Annotated in this window: 18 protein-coding genes, 1 rRNA gene and 1 riboswitch; of the genes, 12 read left to right on the top strand and 7 right to left on the bottom strand. The window is 44.0% G+C overall.

Features of this window, described 5'->3' with window-relative positions:
* Positions 1-122 precede the first annotated feature (122 nt).
* The 3 genes from cysN to Q7V21_RS11030 all read right to left on the bottom strand — a co-directional run bounded on the left by cysN (position 123) and on the right by Q7V21_RS11030 (position 3,278).
* On the bottom strand, positions 123-1,550 hold the full coding sequence (gene cysN / locus Q7V21_RS11040) for a sulfate adenylyltransferase subunit CysN (protein ID WP_304917346.1): 1,428 nt from the start codon (positions 1,548-1,550) through the stop codon (positions 123-125).
* 115 nt (positions 1,551-1,665) lie between these two features.
* Entirely contained in the window at positions 1,666-2,568 is a 903-nt protein-coding gene (gene cysD / locus Q7V21_RS11035) for a sulfate adenylyltransferase subunit CysD (RefSeq protein ID WP_304917345.1), read from the bottom strand.
* A gap of 11 nt (positions 2,569-2,579) precedes the next feature.
* Positions 2,580-3,278 carry a phosphoadenylyl-sulfate reductase gene (locus tag Q7V21_RS11030; RefSeq protein ID WP_304917344.1) on the bottom strand — a complete coding sequence of 233 codons (699 nt, stop codon included), beginning with the start codon at positions 3,276-3,278 and terminating at the stop codon, positions 2,580-2,582.
* A gap of 413 nt (positions 3,279-3,691) precedes the next feature.
* Here Q7V21_RS11030 and Q7V21_RS11025 point away from each other — a divergent pair, with 413 nt between their 5' ends.
* The 6 genes from Q7V21_RS11025 (at position 3,692) to pnuC (ending at position 8,884) form a co-directional block, all read left to right on the top strand.
* The gene (locus tag Q7V21_RS11025) at positions 3,692-3,913 is read left to right on the top strand and encodes a hypothetical protein (protein ID WP_304917343.1); all 222 of its coding nucleotides are present in this window, start codon (positions 3,692-3,694) and stop codon (positions 3,911-3,913) included.
* A gap of 83 nt (positions 3,914-3,996) precedes the next feature.
* On the top strand, positions 3,997-4,917 hold the full coding sequence (cysB, locus tag Q7V21_RS11020) for an HTH-type transcriptional regulator CysB (RefSeq protein ID WP_304917342.1): 921 nt from the start codon (positions 3,997-3,999) through the stop codon (positions 4,915-4,917).
* A gap of 87 nt (positions 4,918-5,004) precedes the next feature.
* On the top strand, positions 5,005-5,574 hold the full coding sequence (locus Q7V21_RS11015; protein ID WP_304917341.1) for an SRPBCC family protein: 570 nt from the start codon (positions 5,005-5,007) through the stop codon (positions 5,572-5,574).
* 113 nt (positions 5,575-5,687) lie between these two features.
* Positions 5,688-5,793, top strand: a riboswitch (TPP riboswitch).
* A gap of 61 nt (positions 5,794-5,854) precedes the next feature.
* On the top strand, positions 5,855-7,960 hold the full coding sequence (locus Q7V21_RS11010) for a TonB-dependent receptor (RefSeq protein ID WP_304917340.1): 2,106 nt from the start codon (positions 5,855-5,857) through the stop codon (positions 7,958-7,960).
* Between the two features lie 43 nt (positions 7,961-8,003).
* Positions 8,004-8,261 (top strand): YkoF family thiamine/hydroxymethylpyrimidine-binding protein, encoded by a 258-nt coding sequence (locus Q7V21_RS11005; protein ID WP_014706177.1) that lies wholly within the window; start codon positions 8,004-8,006, stop codon positions 8,259-8,261.
* Complete coding sequence (gene pnuC / locus Q7V21_RS11000) at positions 8,261-8,884, top strand: nicotinamide riboside transporter PnuC (RefSeq protein ID WP_304917339.1); 624 nt, start codon at positions 8,261-8,263, stop codon at positions 8,882-8,884. Before Q7V21_RS11005 ends, pnuC begins: the two co-directional genes overlap by 1 nt.
* Here the strand turns inward: pnuC and Q7V21_RS10995 are convergent.
* Genes Q7V21_RS10995 through mtnA form a run of 3 tightly spaced genes read right to left on the bottom strand, consistent with a single transcriptional unit; the run spans position 8,881 to position 11,499 of the window.
* A complete protein-coding gene (locus Q7V21_RS10995; RefSeq protein ID WP_304917338.1) occupies positions 8,881-9,768 on the bottom strand; it encodes a phosphotransferase in 888 nt (295 codons plus the stop codon). The genes pnuC and Q7V21_RS10995 overlap by 4 nt on opposite strands.
* Positions 9,762-10,436, bottom strand: coding sequence for an SDR family oxidoreductase (locus Q7V21_RS10990; RefSeq protein ID WP_304917337.1), 675 nt, complete (start codon positions 10,434-10,436; stop codon positions 9,762-9,764). Before Q7V21_RS10990 ends, Q7V21_RS10995 begins: the two co-directional genes overlap by 7 nt.
* 10 nt (positions 10,437-10,446) lie before the next feature.
* Positions 10,447-11,499, bottom strand: a complete 1,053-nt coding sequence (gene mtnA, locus Q7V21_RS10985) for an S-methyl-5-thioribose-1-phosphate isomerase (protein WP_304917336.1) — start codon at positions 11,497-11,499, stop codon at positions 10,447-10,449.
* 37 nt (positions 11,500-11,536) lie between these two features.
* On the opposite strand from mtnA, the gene Q7V21_RS10980 reads away from it, so the two are divergent.
* The 6 genes from Q7V21_RS10980 to Q7V21_RS10955 all read left to right on the top strand — a co-directional run bounded on the left by Q7V21_RS10980 (position 11,537) and on the right by Q7V21_RS10955 (position 17,628).
* Positions 11,537-12,856, top strand: coding sequence for a TRZ/ATZ family hydrolase (locus tag Q7V21_RS10980; protein ID WP_304917335.1), 1,320 nt, complete (start codon positions 11,537-11,539; stop codon positions 12,854-12,856).
* Positions 12,853-13,554 (top strand): bifunctional 2-polyprenyl-6-hydroxyphenol methylase/3-demethylubiquinol 3-O-methyltransferase UbiG, encoded by a 702-nt coding sequence (ubiG, locus tag Q7V21_RS10975; RefSeq protein ID WP_304917334.1) that lies wholly within the window; start codon positions 12,853-12,855, stop codon positions 13,552-13,554. Before Q7V21_RS10980 ends, ubiG begins: the two co-directional genes overlap by 4 nt.
* The gene (locus tag Q7V21_RS10970) at positions 13,554-14,213 is read left to right on the top strand and encodes an HAD family hydrolase (RefSeq protein ID WP_304917333.1); all 660 of its coding nucleotides are present in this window, start codon (positions 13,554-13,556) and stop codon (positions 14,211-14,213) included. The genes ubiG and Q7V21_RS10970 overlap by 1 nt, the downstream gene beginning before the upstream one ends.
* A complete protein-coding gene (gene rmuC, locus Q7V21_RS10965) occupies positions 14,204-15,490 on the top strand; it encodes a DNA recombination protein RmuC (protein ID WP_304917332.1) in 1,287 nt (428 codons plus the stop codon). Before Q7V21_RS10970 ends, rmuC begins: the two co-directional genes overlap by 10 nt.
* On the top strand, positions 15,480-16,373 hold the full coding sequence (gene hpnC, locus Q7V21_RS10960; RefSeq protein WP_304917331.1) for a squalene synthase HpnC: 894 nt from the start codon (positions 15,480-15,482) through the stop codon (positions 16,371-16,373). Before rmuC ends, hpnC begins: the two co-directional genes overlap by 11 nt.
* Before the next feature lie 304 nt (positions 16,374-16,677).
* Positions 16,678-17,628: an endonuclease/exonuclease/phosphatase family protein gene (locus Q7V21_RS10955; protein ID WP_304917330.1), complete on the top strand. Its 951-nt coding sequence runs from the start codon at positions 16,678-16,680 to the stop codon at positions 17,626-17,628.
* A 543-nt stretch (positions 17,629-18,171) separates the two neighbouring features.
* Here the strand turns inward: Q7V21_RS10955 and rrf are convergent.
* Positions 18,172-18,286: ribosomal RNA gene (gene rrf, locus Q7V21_RS10950) — 5S ribosomal RNA — on the bottom strand.
* Positions 18,287-18,307: the final 21 nt, after the last annotated feature.

Here is an 18,307-nt window from a genome sequence, read left to right as displayed (position 1 = left end):
CAACATTTGATTATTCAAAAGGTTTAGCAACATGCTTGGTACTAATTGAGTGATAAAAAAACTATTGCTTGCCATTAAAACAAATCAGGCCGCGTACGCGGCCTGATTTGTTTTTGCATTTTTTAGTTCAGCAGTTGGCTGATATCTTTGGCATCCCAATGCGGGAAGTGTTTACGTATTAAGGCATTTAGTTCAAGCTCAAATGCTGAAATATCCGTAACCGCTGCTTCATTCGTAATGCCGGTAATTGCTTCAGTAATCATTCCCGCACCAATCGTAACATTGGTCAGCCTATCAATAATGATAAAGGCACCGGTGGTACGATTGCGTTTGTAGGCATCAAACACGACCGGTTTGTTCAATGAAAATTCACATAAGCCGATTTCATTAAGTTTGAGCTCAGTCACATGATTATGAGCCAGAGTATTTACATCCACCTGATGATCAACCTGTGTCATCACCCCGGTGCTGTCAGATACGCCAACCTTGATATTGTATTGTTTGTTTGCCACCAGCGGTTGTTCTGTCATCCATACCACCATGGCTTTAAAACGACTGGAAACATGCGGCTGATGATCACGATGTACAATCATATCGCCACGACTGACATCGACTTCATCCTGCAGGGTAACGGTTATCGACTCACCCGGAACCGCATAATCCAATTCACCATCATAGGTCACCAGCGCTTTCACTTTGCTTTCCTTACCGGATGGCAACACGGTGATTTCATCACCGGGTTTCAGAATACCGGCAGACAGGGTGCCACAATAACCGCGGAAGTTCAGATTCGGCCGGCTGACAAATTGCACCGGGAAACGCGCATCCTGGATATTGGCATCCTTGCCAATCTCAATATTTTCCAGTAGCTCCATCATTGTGTTGCCCTGATACCAAGGCATGTTTTCGCTTTTGTTCACCACATTGTCGCCGTTTAATGCCGACATCGGTACAAAGTGAATATCTTCAATTTCCAGCTCACGGGCAAATTCGCTATACGCTTTACGAATATCGTTAAATACCTGTTCGCTGAAATCCATCAAATCCATTTTATTGATGGCAACGATAATGTGTTTGATGCCCAATAATGAAGCAATAAAACTATGGCGACGGGTCTGAGTCTGCATTCCGTAACGGGCATCAATCAGAATAATTGCCAACTGACAGGTTGAAGCACCGGTCGCCATGTTACGAGTGTATTGTTCATGTCCCGGTGTATCAGCAATGATAAATTTACGTTTTGTGGTGGAAAAATAACGATAGGCCACATCAATGGTAATGCCCTGCTCACGTTCAGCTTGCAGTCCATCAACTAGCAAAGCCAGGTCGACTTGATTGCCAGTAGTTCCAGATTTCACACTGTCACGTGTCACCGCTTCCAGCTGATCTTCATAGATCATTTTGGAATCGTGTAACAACCGTCCAATCAGCGTACTTTTTCCATCATCCACATTACCGCAGGTCAGAAAACGCAGCAGTTCCTTGTTTTCGTGTTGCTTGAGATAGGCTTCGATATCGGTCGCAATCAGCGCATCAGTTTCGTATGTCATGTTGAGTGCCTGGTTTAATTATCTTTAACGGGTCAAGATACTCATCAATTTGAGCATCATATTCAATTCGGTTTGCTGCTTGATGAGAGAGTCAATGCTCCTCTCATTATGAGCATTAGAAATAACCTTCCTGTTTCTTTTTCTCCATCGAGCCGGCTTCATCGTGATCAATGGCTCGCCCCTGGCGCTCAGAGGTTGTTGTCAGCAACATTTCCTGAATGATTTCAGGCAAGGTATCAGCATCGGATTTCACGGCACCGGTTAATGGATAGCAGCCCAAGGTACGGAAACGAACTTTTTCCATGCGGATCTGCTGCCCTTCCGGAATACGCATACGGTCGTCATCCACCATAATGGTCAGACCGTTGTAATCAACGACTGGGCGTTCAGCAGCGTAATACAAGGGCACAATCGGGATCTGCTCCAAATAGATGTATTGCCAGATATCCAGTTCTGTCCAGTTTGAAAGCGGGAAAACACGAATGCTTTCGCCTTTATTCACCCGGCTGTTATAGATATTCCATAATTCAGGACGTTGAGCTTTAGGATCCCAGCGATGATTTTTATCACGGAACGAATATACCCTTTCCTTAGCACGAGACTTTTCCTCATCACGGCGGGCACCACCAAATGCCGCATCAAATCCATATTTACTCAACGCCTGTTTTAGTGCGTCAGTCTTCATGATGTCGGTGTAACGAGGATGATCAAAAGGATTGATACCCGCTTCAACGCCTTCCTGATTAGTATGCACAATGAGTTCAAGTCCCAACTCTTTGGCTCGTTGATCGCGGAATCTGACCATTTCCTGAAACTTCCAGGTGGTATCAATATGCATTAATGGAAATGGCGGCTTGCCCGGATAAAATGCTTTCATCGCCAGATGCAGCATGACCGCAGAATCCTTACCAATCGAATATAGCATGACCGGATTTTCAAACTCGGCAGCCACCTCACGCATGATATGAATACTTTCTGCTTCGAGTTGTTTTAAGTGTGTAAGTTGTTTTTCAGTCATAAAATTCTCTGTTACTTAGCCTTTACGTGTAAGCCACATTCTTTTGTTTCAGGATTTTCCCACCACCAGCGACCAGCACGGATATCTTCGCCAGGAGTAATCGCTCTGGTGCAGGGCGCACAACCGATACTGGCATAGCCCTGGTTATGCAATTCATTAAAAGGAACATCAAAAGCGCGGATATATTTCCATACTTCGCCATTGGACCAGTCCGTCAATGGACTGAATTTTTGCAACTCATGATCGGCATCCCATTCCGATACCGGTAACTCATTACGGGTAACCGACTGTGAGCGACGCATGCCGGTCAGCCAAGCCTTTTTACCCGCTAAGGCACGATTTAATGGAGCAACTTTACGGATACCACAGCACTGTTTACGCAGTTCTACACTGTCATAAAACGCATTGGGTCCATTATGGGTAACAAACTGCTCAAGAGTTAAAGCATCGGGGTAATAAACTTCAACCTCAAGCTGATAATGATTTTTGGCCTGTTGCATTAAATCATAGGTTTCCTTGGGCAGTCGACCAGTATCTAGCGTGAAAATACCGATTTGCGGTGCAAATTTAGCGATCAGATCCATCAGCACCATATCTTCAGCGCCATAACTGGTCGCTAAAACAGCAGGACTATAATCAGCCGCAATCTGTTCAAGCAGATTTTTTGCTGCATCAATTTTCAGTTGAAGTTTTTCATTTATTTCAGTCATATCAAATTACTTTGTTATTCATCTGGTTTTTACAACTAATCTTGAAAATGTTGTTATGGGCAGCAAGTTTAACAGCTGGCAATATTCAATCAATGAATATTATTTTCTATCTATATAGATTTTAAATATATAAAGAAACTCTTAAACTAATCAGGTTATTCATTGTTGTTAACAAAGCCTTAACCTGTACTGATAAAGACTCTCAAGTGTTCACATTTCTTTCACGGTGTTTAACCGATGCTCTATTTCCAAATCAACTCCAGGATGAGAGGCTGAAGATGATAACTTACCGAATTTTGTTAGTTATAACAGCAGCGTGTTCTGCTCTTATTACGGCTTTAATAATAAATCCCGCTAACTCGGATGGATTAACTAATCCAGTCCAAAATCCGGCTCCCCCGGTTTGGATGCAAATGGATAATTCTATAGTTAATGAATCACAGAATGTTGCGGAACCATTAACCATGGCGATAAGAATTTGTACCGCAAATAGTTGCGAATACATCGCGTTGAGTCAAACCGAAGCACAAAATCTGTTGTCAACGGAAAATGAATCAACTTCGCAAAGTGATGAATATCAAATCACAGTCCCATTACAACTTCCACAACGTGGTGTACCGGTAATTGAGATGTAATTTAGGGTAAATTTTTCTCATCCCATTTATATCAAAAACGATATACATTTAACTTACTTTCGAAACAGAAACGGATATAGCGCATGAAGTTGCAACAACTTAAGTATGTACGTGAAGTCGCTCGTCGTGGTCTTAGCATCTCGGCTGCAGCTCAAGCATTACATGCTTCCCAACCGGGTGTCAGCAACCAGATCCAGTTGTTAGAAGATGAATTGGGTTTATTGATTTTTGAACGTCATGGCAAACGTTTGTCAGCAATCACTCCGCTTGGAGAATCCGTGATTGCTATGGCTGAGCGTGTATTGCAGGAAGTAGACAATTTACGTGAACAAGCTGCTGATAGCCGCCATGAAAAGAAAGGTACACTTTCAATTGGCACCACACATACTCAAGCTCGTTATGCTTTACCCAAAGCTATAAAAGCATTTTCAGAACAATATCCGGATGTGCATTTAAATATGGTGCAAGGAACACCACCCGAAGTAGCTGAAATGGCCGCTACCGGAAAAGTGGATTTGGCTATAGCCACCGAAGGATTATCTAAGTTCGATAATTTGGCGATTTTGCCTTGCTATGAGTGGAATCGTACGGTGATTACGCCGCCAGGACACCCGCTGTTAAATGAAAAGAAGCTAACTCTTGAAGCAATTTCAAAATATCCCATTCTTACTTATGTCATGGGGTTTACTGGTCGCGCTCAACAAGATCAATCCTTTATTGAACAGGGTTTGAAACCTAATGTAATTTTCACAGCGACCGATGCCGATGTCATTAAAACCTATGTGGAACTTGGTCTTGGAATCGGCATTATCGCTAGCATGGCATTTGATCCAGTTAAAGATGCTCCTTTGCAGGCAATGGATGCCAGTGGTTTATTTAAACCAAGTATAACGCATATGGGAATTCGTAAAGGCAGCTATCTGCGTGGGTATAGCTATGCTTTTATTGAGTTTTTTGCACCGCACTTACAACGTTCAACGATTCAAAACGCTATTGCGTTGTGAATTTTTCCCTTTAGCATTTCGGAATGTGATGGTAGTTTATTTGGGCTGATTTTTGGCATTCCAAATGAAATATAAGAAGGAAATATAATGAAAGCTGTATTAAAAGGCCTGATTACAGGCTTGTTCCTGTTACCAGCATTGGTATTCGCTCATGGTGCTTCACGTCTGCAAGTCGAAGAAACTGTGTTGATTAATGCTGATGCTGAAACTGTATGGAACATGGTTAAAGATTTTGACAGTCTGCATACATGGCATCCAACCATTGCTTCAACAGAAGCGCAAGGTGGAAATGAAGTAGGCGCTACTCGTACATTAACGCTTGAAAATGATGCCACTATCACGGAAACCTTGAAGCGTTTCGATGCTGAAAAAATGAGCTATCAATATGATATCGATTCCATGAGCTCTGTGGGTCAAGTAGATATTGAAGGTGAAATGCATGATATCCCTGCTGTTCCAGTCAGTCGTTATAAAGCATGGCTAACAGTTGAAGCTGAAGGCGATCAAACCAAAGTTATCTGGTTAGCTAAATTTTTCCGTGGCTACACTGGCAATCATCATGAACCTAAAGAGTTAAATGATGAAACTGCAACAAATGCGATTCAAGGTATTTTCCGTACCGGTCTGGATTCATTAAAAGCCAAAATCGAAAATTAAGTTATCACTAACTTGAACATTTAAGGCATCTTCGGATGCCTTTTTTGTATGTGGCAGAAAATATTAATGATGGGAAAAAACCATATTTTTCTGTATATTTTACCTACTTGCTAATACAAGCCTCGGGGTGGTCGAAAGGCCTGAGATTCACCAGTTGGTGGAGACCCGATGAACCTGATCCAGGTAATACTGGCGTAGGGACAGGCGGCAACACCTTCTTGCTAGATCAATGCAAATGGCGTGATCCCCTGTCCTTTTTATGAAATTAAAAAGGATAGACATGAAACCAACACTGCTCTCCATCGCAGTTACCAGTGCACTTTTTTCCCCCTGTGCAGTTGCTCAAAACACCAATAATGATTTACCGTCGATGTTGGTCAGTGCAGACTTTCGTCCTGCCGAAGCCCAGGATATTCCGATCAGTCTGACAACGTTTGATGAAGACATTATCGAGAGTCGCGGCGCTCAACATATTGAAGATGTGTTGAATCTGGCCCCCAATGTGAATCTTTCCAGTGGTGCTTCACGTGGCCAGTTTTTTCAGATCCGCGGTATTGGCGAACGCAGTGAATTTCTAGCACCTCTCAATCCATCGGTAGGACTTTATATTGACGGCATAGACTTTAGTCGCAGTGGTGGAGCGGCGACCTTATTCGATATCGAAAAAGTTGAAGTATTACGCGGACCGCAAGGTACTTTATATGGTGCCAATGCATTAGCTGGTGTCATCAATATGCAAAGCAAGCAGGCGACCAACGATCTGGATATGAATTTTCAGTCCACAGTTGGCAATTACAATACCCGTAGTGTCGGTGTTGCTGTTGGCGGCCCATTAATCAAAGACACATTACTCGGTCGGATAGCTGTACATACCCATCGTTCAGACGGTTATATGGATAATGATTTTCTAGGCCGCGATAACACGCAAAATCAGGATGAACTGACTGCGCGGGGACATTTGAAATGGCTGGTCAACGATGAGCTGACCATTGATCTCAATTTGCTGCATTTAAATATCGACAATGGGTATGACGCTTTCACGCTGGATAACAGCCGGAATAGCCTGTCAGATCAGCCGGGTAAAGACAAACAGCACACCAATGCGTTTGCATTGAAAACTGACTGGCGCGCCAACAGTAAAGTGCAGTTGCAATCAACTTTGACCTATTCCAAATCTGATTTGGAATATAGCTATGATGATGACTGGTCGTATAAAGGCCAGTTCGATCCAAGTTTATTTCCTTATAGTGGTTTTGATCAGTACAAACGTGAACGGGAAAATTATTCATTTGAGTTCAGGGCTTTATCAAATGAAGATGGCCGTATTTTTGCTAATACAACAGACTGGTCAGTGGGTATTTATCTGGCCGATCAACGCCAGGATCTGAAGCGTAAATACTTCGATAATGATACCCCTGATGTATATCCTCTGAACAATATCTATAAAACCTTTAACAGCGCCCTTTATGGCCAACTGGATACCGCCTTAACCGATAAACTCACATTGATTACCGGATTGCGTGTGGAGCATTGGGATGCAGATTATGAAGATTCGCAAGGCTTGGATCTGGATGACAGCGACGTGTTATTCGGCGGCAAAGTCGGCCTGAATTATCAATTCCGCCCACAACATCTTTTATACACATCTTTATCCCGTGGTTATAAGGCTGGTGGTGTTAATACCGAAGCAGATCTGGCACCCGGTTTACGTAAATTCAATAATGAATATTTATGGAATCTGGAAGCAGGCATGAAGTCATTGTGGCTGGATGGCAGCCTGAGGACCGATATCACCGCTTTTTATGGTTTACGAAAAGACGCCCAGGTAAAAACCTCGGTCAGTGTTCCGCGTGATAGTGGTGGCACCCGTTTTATTGATTATCAGGATAATGCCGCGAAAGGCCGCAATATGGGCCTCGAAGCCAGTGTGGACTGGCTTGTAAATGAACGCTTCAGAACCTTTGCAGCATTGGGCCTGTTACATGCAACTTTTGATGAATACGACAATCCGGAGCTTGATGAAGCTGGTGTAAAAATCCAGGGCAGAAGACAAGCCCATGCTCCCGCCTATACGTTCAGTGTTGGCAGCGAAGTGTATCTGACTCCACAATGGACCTTGCGTGCCAATGTTGAGGGCAAGGATGAGTTTTATTACTCCAACAGCCATAATGCAAAATCCAGCTCCTATGCCATTACCAATGCCAGTCTGCAATATCAGCAACAAAACTGGACCTTTACCTTGTGGGGTCGTAATTTGCTTGATAAAGATTATTACACCCGCGGCTTCTTCTTTGGTATCGATCCTTCTGCCGGATATGAAGATCGTGTTTATACCCAATATGCCGATCCACGGACATTTGGCATGACCGTCTCTTACGACTACTAATTTACCAGGGGCACAAGTGCCCCCTTTTCCTCAGGAAACCAGTATGCGAATTTCTGTAGATATCAGCCTTTATCCGCTGACTGAACAATTTGTTGAGCCGATTCTGGCGTTTATTGCCAAGTTGGAAAATAACCCAAAATTGATCGTGCATCGTAATACCTTAAGCACGCAGATTTTTGGTGAATACCGGGATGTGATGGATGCAATGGACAGTGAAATTGAAGCCGTATTTGCTCAAATGCCGCATAGCGTTTTTGTGTTGAAACTGATCGGTAACGATCGTCATCAAGTCAAAGACTAATGTCTGAAACAGGCTGGTGGGATATTACGCTAACGGGATTGGCGAGTATGAGTGGCTGGGAAGTGTTTGCCGCTCTACTGGGTATTGGTTATATCCTGTTTGCCGCCCGGGAGTCACAATGGTGTTGGCCTTTAGCGTTTATCAGCACCATTATCTACACCATCCTGTTCTGGGAAAACCAGTTGCCAATGCAGGCGCTGCTTAATCTGTATTACATCGGCATGGCAGTCTATGGCTTTATTCTCTGGCATCGACATGAGAACCAGACGGCCGAACTTTATATTCACAGCTGGCCTTGGCAATATCATTTGATCTTTATTGCCACGGGTGGTTTTCTCAGCCTTATCTTTGGCTATTACCTGTCAGCCCATGCCACTCAATATCCTTATCTCGATGCCTTTGTGATGGTGTTTTCAGTGATGAATACCGTATTAATGGCACGTAAAGTTCTGCAGAACTGGTTGTATTGGCAAGTCATCAACAGTTCTGCAATTGTGCTTTATGCCCTGACCGGGTTTTACGCCACTATCGTGATGTTCAGTATTTATCTGTTTCTCGCCATGGCCGGGTACTTCAAATGGCGCAAGTTATTAGCAGCACAGCAGCATATTCAAACGGCCTAATGAAAGCGTTGTGGATGATTGAGCCAGGAACTCAAATCTGTCTCACCTAAGACATTCATCAAAAACAGTAATAGTCGATATGGCAGCCGGACAGCCGTCAGATCTGGAATAGATTGATAGCTCTGATATTCCGCAGCAAAAACTTCTGCTTGTTCAGAATCCAATAAATATTCGAGTAAGACAAACTCTAATGTTTTTGGCCCATATACAATTGCATCCAAATCCACCAACGCAGAGAGTTTGCCTTGCTGCATCAAAAACTGATCCCAGCGCAAATCGGGCATTATCGGCACAAACAGGTTTTCTGCAATTTGTTCGGTTTGACTCAATGCCTGTTGTAAAACAGCTTGATCAATCAAATCGGCTTGTTGATGAGCTAATTGCTGCAAGGTGGTTTTCAGGCGAAACGGCCAGTCTTTTGCTGTGAATTCCGGCTGTTGCAAACTACCCCATTGTGGAAGCTGTTGCTGATGCAAGCGGCCAAGGTGGCTGGCGAGCGATTTAATCGTTTCCAGATTTAACATTGAGGCGTTAACCTCGTCGCCGGATAACCATTTGGTCAATAGAAAAGCTGATTTTTCGGTGGCAACCAATGGAGGAATATCCAAAGAACTCAGCGTTGAAATTTGTTGATAAACAGTGGTGATATTTGCCAGAGATGCTGGAAAATCGATGACAAAAAGACTATTCATGCCCCGCCAGAAATTCGATTGTTGAATATTGGCATGATCACATAATTTCAACACCATCGGCCCATCAACTGTGTCACAAAACCACAGTTGATGGCTGCTGTCGCTAAACTGGGCGGGAATTCTGCTTGCCGGTTTTAGCAGTGCCGGCAAGTTTTGTTGCTGTTGCTCAGAGAGCGATGGGTATTTTACCAAGGCAACACTTCACCATTCATATGCCAGAAAGTGCCGGTGTTATCGAGATTCAATTCTGCCATTCGATCGAGCAAACCTGCTGCTGATTCGTCAGCATCAATCAAGCCGCCATGGCCGGTCATATCTGTTCTGACCCAACCCGGATGCAAAATGGCCACAGCAATGCCTTTGGGTTTCAAATCAATCGACAGCGATTTACCTGCAGCATTTACTGCGGCTTTGGACATACGGTAGGCATAACTGCCACCGGAATCATTATCGGCGATAGAGCCCATACGGCTGGTAATAATACCGACCTTACTGCCCTGCTTCAGATGGTTCATTAATGCCTGTGTGGTTAATAATGGTCCCAGACTATTCACTTCAAACATGCTCTTAAAACTATCAATAGCATTAGAGTCAATATCATTAAGCCCCAGACCTGCTGCAATACCGGCATTATTAATCAGCCAGTCAATTTTACGATCGCCAAGTTTCTCTGCAAGCGCTTTAAGACTGATGGGGTCGCTGACTTCAACATCTTCGATAATTTCGACATCAAGCTCAGCCAATGCCGGAGATCGATGACGACATGTCGCAATAACATCAAATCCACGGGCTTTTAATTGCCGGCACAATTCGAGACCAATACCCCGATTGCTGCCTGTTACCAGTGCGGTTTGTGACATATCCTGCTCCTTACATCTGCTTACGAAGGGTTTTCATTGTAGCCGTTGATGGTGACAAAACAACGCCTGCTTCAGTAACAATAGCGTTTATCAGCTCTGCCGGTGTGACATCAAATGCTGGATTGGATACCTGCACGCCATCTGGCGCAATTTGCTGGTTGCTTATCTGGGTCACTTCAATAGACGGGCGTTGTTCAATTGGGATTTGTTTACCCGATTCCGTCTGCCAGTCAATCGTGGATAATGGTGCCACCACCATAACTTTTACCTGATGATATTTGGCTAATACAGCTAATGAATAAGTACCAATTTTATTGGCCACATCGCCATTAGCAGCAATACGATCAGCACCGACAATAATCCAGTCAATCTTGCCTGAGGCCATTAACGCTGCAGCAGCGACATCGGCTTGTAAAGTACAGGGGATCTTATCCTGCATTAATTCCCAGGCAGTTAGTCGCGCACCTTGTAACCAGGGCCGTGTTTCATCGACATAGACATGTTTTATTTTGCCATCGGTATATCCCTGCCGAATCACCCCTAACGCAGTGCCAAAGCCGCCAGTCGCCAATGCACCTGCATTACAATGCGTTAACACCATGCTGTCAGCATTCATCAAAGCTGACCCCAGTTTCCCCATGGTCTGATTGGCCGCAATATCCTGCTGATGAATTTGCATAGCCGCATCCAATAAAGCCGCTTCCGGAGAATAAGTTTCCGGTAAATTGACGTAAATCGCTGTCATTTGTTCGATTGCCCAGGTCAGATTAACCGCGGTAGGACGAGATGCGGCCAGTTTTGCCAAGGGCTCATACATAGCTTGTTTCCAGTTCACACCAGCCTTATTCCAGGCTTCACGTGCAGCCAATACCACTGCAAATGCCGCTGTCACACCAATTGCCGGCGCACCTCTTACCACCATATCCCGAATCGCCCTGGTCACATCATCGGTATGCTCAAAACTGAGCCAAACCTGTTGTAAAGGAAGCAATCGTTGATCCAGTAAATGCAGTTGTTGATCATGCCATTTGATAGGCCGAATCATTTCACTGATGCTTTGCACTGTGTTCTCCTGCTGATGGCGGTTATAATCGAACGCTATGAAAAACGTCGATCTGATCATTAATGCCCGCTGGTGTCTGCCGATGACGGCTGAACATCTCGTTCTTGAAAATCATTCTATTGTTGTCCAAGAGGGCAATATTGTAGCGCTATTACCGCAAAGCCAAGCGGAACAGCTGTATAAAGCTACTCAGACACAGGATCTTGATGAACATTGCGTGATGCCTGGATTAATTAATAATCATGGCCATTCCGCCATGACATTATTCCGTGGTTTAGCCGATGATCTGCCTTTGATGACCTGGCTCAATAACCATATCTGGCCAGCTGAACAACAATTTGTCGGTGATGCATTTGTAGAAGCAGGATCGGCTTTGGCCATCGCCGAAATGATCCGTGGTGGCACTACCTGTTTCAGTGATATGTATTTTTTCCCTGAAGCTACTGCGCGAGTAGTTGATAGCAGCGGTATACGTGCCAGCCTTGGCATGGTGGTGATCGAATTTCCGACCAATTGGGCCAAAGATGTAAATGAGTACTTACATAAAGGACAAGCCTTACATGACAAGTACCGACATCATCCGCTCATCACCACAAACTACGCACCACATGCCCCCTACACTGTTTCTGACGAAACATTGCAAGCCATCATTATTAATGCTGAAGAACTGGATTTGCCTATTCAGATGCATATTCATGAGACAGCTGCAGAAATCAATGACAGTCTTGCTCAGTTTGGCAAACGGCCATTAGCAAGGCTGAAGGATTTAGGTCTGCTGTCACCACGTTTGATTGCTGTACATATGACACAGCTGACCGAAGAAGAAATGGACTGGTGCGCCGAAGCGGGTGTTCACATCGCTCACTGCCCTGAATCTAACTTGAAACTCGCCAGTGGATTTTGTCCAGTCGCCGAACTCATTAAGCGCGGTGTTAATGTCAGCATCGGAACCGATGGCGCAGCATCCAATAATAATCTGGATATGTTTGCTGAAATGCGCCAGGCCGCGATATTAGCAAAAGGTGTGGCAGGTGATCCCAGCGTGGTACCAGCTTACCAAGCCTTACAAATGGCGACTATTAATGCAGCTAAATCACTGGGTATTGATGCCATCACCGGTACGCTGGAAATCGGTAAAGCTGCCGATATTATCGCTATCGATCTCAGTGATATAGAAACCCTACCCTTTTATGATTTACCGTCACAATTGGTTTATGCAACGGGTCGCGATAAGGTTTCTGATGTCTGGGTAGCGGGCAAGCAATTGCTGAAACAACGCCAACTGACCACTATGAATACACAACATATATCTGCCCAGGCTCAGCAATGGGCAACAAAAATAAGGTCTACCTCATGACAAAACAAAATGTTGATCCGGTCGAGGTCGCTAAATTCGATGCGTTGGCATCAAGTTGGTGGGATCCCGAAGGTCAATCCAAACCATTACATGAAATTAATCCTTTAAGACTGGCATTCATTACTGAAAGAACACGTTTAAAAAATGCCAAAGCTGTCGATGTTGGTTGTGGTGGTGGCATTCTTACCGAAGCATTAGTGAAAAGTGGCGCAGAAACCATTGGTATTGATATGGGTGAAATGCCCTTGAATGTTGCCAAATTGCACGCTTTGGAAGCTGGGTTGAAAATCAAATATGAGCTGACCACTGCAGAAGCCATGGCAGAAAAACATCCAGAAGAATTTGATGTAGTAACCTGCATGGAAATGTTGGAACATGTGCCCGATCCGCAAGCGATTGTTAACGCCTGTGCGGCGATGGCTAAACCGGATGGCGATGTATTTTTTTCAACGTTAAACCGTAATCCCAAAGCCTATCTGTTAGCCATCCTTGGTGCCGAATATATCGCCAAAATGCTTCCGAAAGGCACTCATGATTACGCACGGTTTATTCGTCCGGCGGAACTAGCGCGTTGCTGCCGTGAAGCAGGTCTGCATGTTTATGACATCACTGGCATCAGTTATAACCCGCTGACCCGACGTTACAAGCTCAGCAGAGATGTCGATGTTAATTATCTTGTTCATTGCCGACGGATCTGATGTTTATTTCTCCTTTTAATGTCGTACTATTTGATTTGGATGGCACTTTGGTCGATACCGCGCCTGATCTGGGCTTTGCGTTAAATACCTTATTAGAACAAGAAGGTCATCACCCATTAGATCATGCCCGGATCCGCCCGGTAGCAAGTCATGGAAGTGCTGGATTGTTAAAACTGGGTTTTGGTATTGAAAAAGAAGATCCAATTTATCCGGCATTGCAGCAACGCTTTTTAAGTCTTTATGCCGAAAATATTGCCCGTGAATCGGCTTTGTTTATCGGCATGCAGCAAGTGCTTGATGGACTGACGGCTCAAGGCATTCGCTGGGGAGTAGTCACTAACAAACCGTCATTTCTCACCATCCCGCTAATGAACGCATTGCAATTAACCGAAACTGCAGCTTGTATTGTCAGCGCCGATACCACGCCATTTAGCAAACCTCACCCGGCACCGATGTTACATGCCTGTGAATTGCTGGATGCCAAGCCGGTGGATTGTATTTATATCGGTGATGCAGAGCGGGATATTCAAGCGGCACATAATGCTCATATGCGTTCTGTCGTAGCTTTATACGGCTATATTTCCGAAACCGATAACCCTGAAGCTTGGCAGGCAGATTGTATGATTAATCATCCTTATGAGATTTTGCAATGGATTTAAGTCCCGAGTTTTTTCAGCAGCACCAGGACTTATTGATTGTTCTACTGCTTGGCATTTTGCTCGGCATTGCTATCGGTATGTTTATTCGCAGTGGCAAAATTCGTGAGCTGGAAAAAAACAATGCTGAATTAGACCTGATATTACAATTGGAACAAAAGAACAAACGGCAGATGGATGACATCCTGTCCCAAACCCGTGAGCAATTAGCCAACACGTTTAATCAACTTTCCAATGAAGCATTAACGCAGAATAACACCAATTTTTTGCGACTGGCTGAAGAAAATCTCAAACGCTTTCAAAGTGAAGCTAAAGCAGATTTAAGCACCAAAGAAAAAGCCATCGAACAAATGCTCAAACCGATAAATGAAGCCTTGCAGCAAACTAGCAAGCAAATTCAGGAAATTGAAAAGGACCGCAAAGAAGCCTACGGCAGTCTGAACACCACTATTGCGCAAATGAATCTAAGCCAGCAGCAGTTGCAGCAGGAAACGCAGAATCTGGTTCAGGCATTGCGTCGTCCGGAAGTTCGAGGGCAATGGGGTGAAATGACTTTACGTCGTTTAGCTGAACTCAGTGGCATGGTGGCGCATTGTGATTTTTACGAACAAACCCATACCGCCACTGAAACCGGCAGCATTCGGCCCGATATGATTGTTCGATTACCTGAAAAGCGCGAAATCATCGTCGATGCCAAAACACCGCTGGATGCTTATTTGTCTGCTATTCAAGCCAAAGACGATGCTACACGCAAACTGGAATTAAAGCGTCACGCGCAAATCATTCGTGGTCGTATTAAAGAACTTTCCCGCAAAAATTACTGGGCAGAATATTCTCAATCACCTGAATTTGTCGTGTTATTTATTCCCGGCGAACAGTTTCTTTCCGCTGCACTGGAAGTGGATCCTGCCCTGCTGGAAGACAGCATGAGTCAGAACATTATTTTAGCGACCCCGACCAATTTCATCGCTTTATTACGTGCTGTTTCCTATGGTTGGAAACAACAGGCATTGGCCGAAAATGCTGAAGTCATTCGGGAGCTGGGTGAAACTCTCTACAAACGGCTTTCCACCTTCGGTAATCACCTGAGCAAGCTTGGAAATAGTCTTGGCAGCAGCGTTAATCATTTCAATAGCGCCGTGGGCTCATTAGAACGTCAGGTCTTGCCTGGCGCTCGTAAATTTACTGAAATGGGCATTAGCAGTAAAAACGAGATCACTGAATTACCCCCCATAGAACAACTACCACGGCCAGTGCAAAACCTTAGTGATGAGGAATAAAACTGAGCTTGAAAAAGCGTATGCATTTTGTCAAAACTTGGCGAAATCGCATTACGAGAATTTTCCGGTAGCATCCATTCTATTACCCCAGAAATTACGCCGCCCTATCGCGGCCATTTATGCTTTTGCCCGTACTGCCGATGATTTTGCCGACGAGGATACGATTGCCGCGGAAGAACGTTTGCGTCAACTTAATGGTTACAGTCAGCACATATCCGACATCGCTGAACATAAATATCAGGGCAACGATCCTATCTTCCTTGCTTTAGCAGACACTGTCATTCGTTTTAATCTGCCCATTCAATTACTGGAAGATCTACTGATTGCATTCAGGCAGGATGTGGTCAAGTCTCGTTATGCGACATTTAATGAAGTTCTCGACTATTGCCGGTTTTCTGCAAATCCGGTGGGGCGACTTCTTTTACATTTAGAAGGTAACCCAAGCCAGCAACAGCTTCAGCAATCCGATGCTATCTGTACTGCACTGCAACTAATCAATTTCTATCAAGATTTGGAGCAGGACTTTACTGAACAGAACCGTGTATATATTCCTGAAGACGAACTTGCAGCGATAGGGATTGATGCAGCAAGTTTGATTCAGACTGACACCAGTAAATTAGCTCCCGTACTCCGCAGTCTTTATCTTCGTACCGAAAAGATAATAACCGAGGGGATCGAGCTTGGTTCAACAATTCCTGGTCGCTTGGGCTGGGAAATCAGGGCAATGACTTTGGCTGGAATAACCACTTTGTCAGCACTCAAACAACAATCTAATCATGCGATGTTGAATCGCCCCAGACTAACTCGCAAAACAATGATTGCAGTGATTTTAAACAGTGCCCTGAACTCACGTTATAGAAAAACCATTTATAAATTACTTTAGCGGGTATACATCAAATATTTTCACTGCAAAGCTATGATGTTGATATTGTTTGACTCCTGTCGTAAGTCCCCCCCAGTTTTAGCAAAATTACAGAACAATAGTTGGCTGTTTTGTCACTATTTTATGATAACGTCATACAAACCAAGCTTACCATTGTGGAATCCTTTTGAACCTAATCTATCTGTTCGCACCATTAGTCATTTTATTACTTGGCGCTTCATTTCTCAGCTTATCTACTAATGAAAAATGGTGGATTCGGGTGCATGACTTTCCACGGATACAATATGTTGTTCTGGCTACTTTATTGCTGATCGCTGAGGCGTTGTTGCTGGATTATTCCAAGCTCAGCTTTTGGCTATTGTTTATTCCAACATTGTTTGTAATTGCATATCACTCGTGGTGGATATTGCCATACACAAGACTTCACTCGCGAGAAGTATCACAAGCCGATCATTTGGATGCTGAAAACAGCATAAAAATCATGACCGCCAATGTTCTGATGCACAACAAAAATGTTGAAAAACTTATAGCTTTGGTAAATGAAAATGATCCCGATATTTTAGTTACTCTGGAAACCAATCAATGGTGGCAAAACCAACTTAAAGTCATCGAAAGTGATTATCCGTATCGAATAAGTTGCCCACAGGAAAATTTGTATGGCATGCATGTTTATTCTAGATATGTATTATCAGAATCTATAACCGAGTTTTTGGTGGAAGACACCATTCCATCTATGCACACATTGCTGACTCTGCCATCCGGACAAAATATACGTGTGCATTTCCTTCATCCAGCTCCGCCAAGTCCAACTGAAAATGACGAATCTTCTGAACGCGATGCTGAACTCATTATGATCGCCAAAAGCGTCGCCAAGGCAGATATTCCTGTTATTGTGACAGGAGATCTTAATGATGTCGCCTGGTCTACGACGACCCGCTTATTTCGTAAAATAAGTCAGTTATCAGATCCACGTATTGGCAGAGGAATGTTTAATACATTTCATGCTGATTACTGGTTTATGAGGTGGCCTCTGGATCATCTTTTCCATAGCCGGCATTTCAAGCTATATGATATTCGTCGTTTGTCTCATTTTGGTTCTGATCATTTTGCTTTGCTAACACAATTGATATATACAACTAGCTCAGTTGAAAATTCAGGATCAGAACTTGAAGCCACAAAAGAAGATGTAAATCTTGCTAGACAAAAAATGGCTTCTGAAAATGTAAAACAAAATGATGTACCGAGCCCAACCTAGTTTTTTTTGCAGTTAACGTTAAGGAAAGTATTTTGTTATCAAAAATTGTTTCAATATTTCTTGTCTTCGCATTTTTAATACTTACTGGATGCAGTCACCACAATAAACATGGTCATGTTCCGCCTGGCCATGATCCTGCTGGTCCCGGGAATAGTGAAAATGCTCCTGGGCATAATAAAAACAAGAAACATTAAGCTCAAAAACACCAGACAAAAAAATACCCGGTTCTCTATGAGGTCCGGGTATTTTTTTGTATTAAAGCTGGCAGTTATTGTCATGGATGTATAAGTCGCTATCGCTATCGTGCTAACGCGACACTTGTGCACCCTTACACATCGTATGCCGATAACGCAGGAGCGGTTATCGGTGACCTACTTAGATGAAGTGCATCCATGCACTTCACCCTGCGGGCAGCTAGCGCTGTCCAGTTTTGCTCCTGGCAAAAATGTCACATGGGGTGTTGCCATGCTCAGGCAAGAACACCACCCGTTTTAAATATAAAAAAAGCCCGGCGCTTTCGCGTCGGGCTTGTTTTATATTAAAGCCTGGCAGTGACCTACTTTCACATGGGAACTCCCACACTATCATCGGCGCTGAGCTGTTTCACTTCTGTGTTCGGGATGGGAACAGGTGGTGCCAACTCGCTATGGCCGCCAGGCATAACTGGCTGCTTGCTTTT

The organism is Methylophaga sp., from assembly GCF_030651745.1.
The sequence above is the reverse complement of the archived record's forward strand: the minus strand, read 5'-3'. Positions and strand labels throughout refer to the sequence as shown.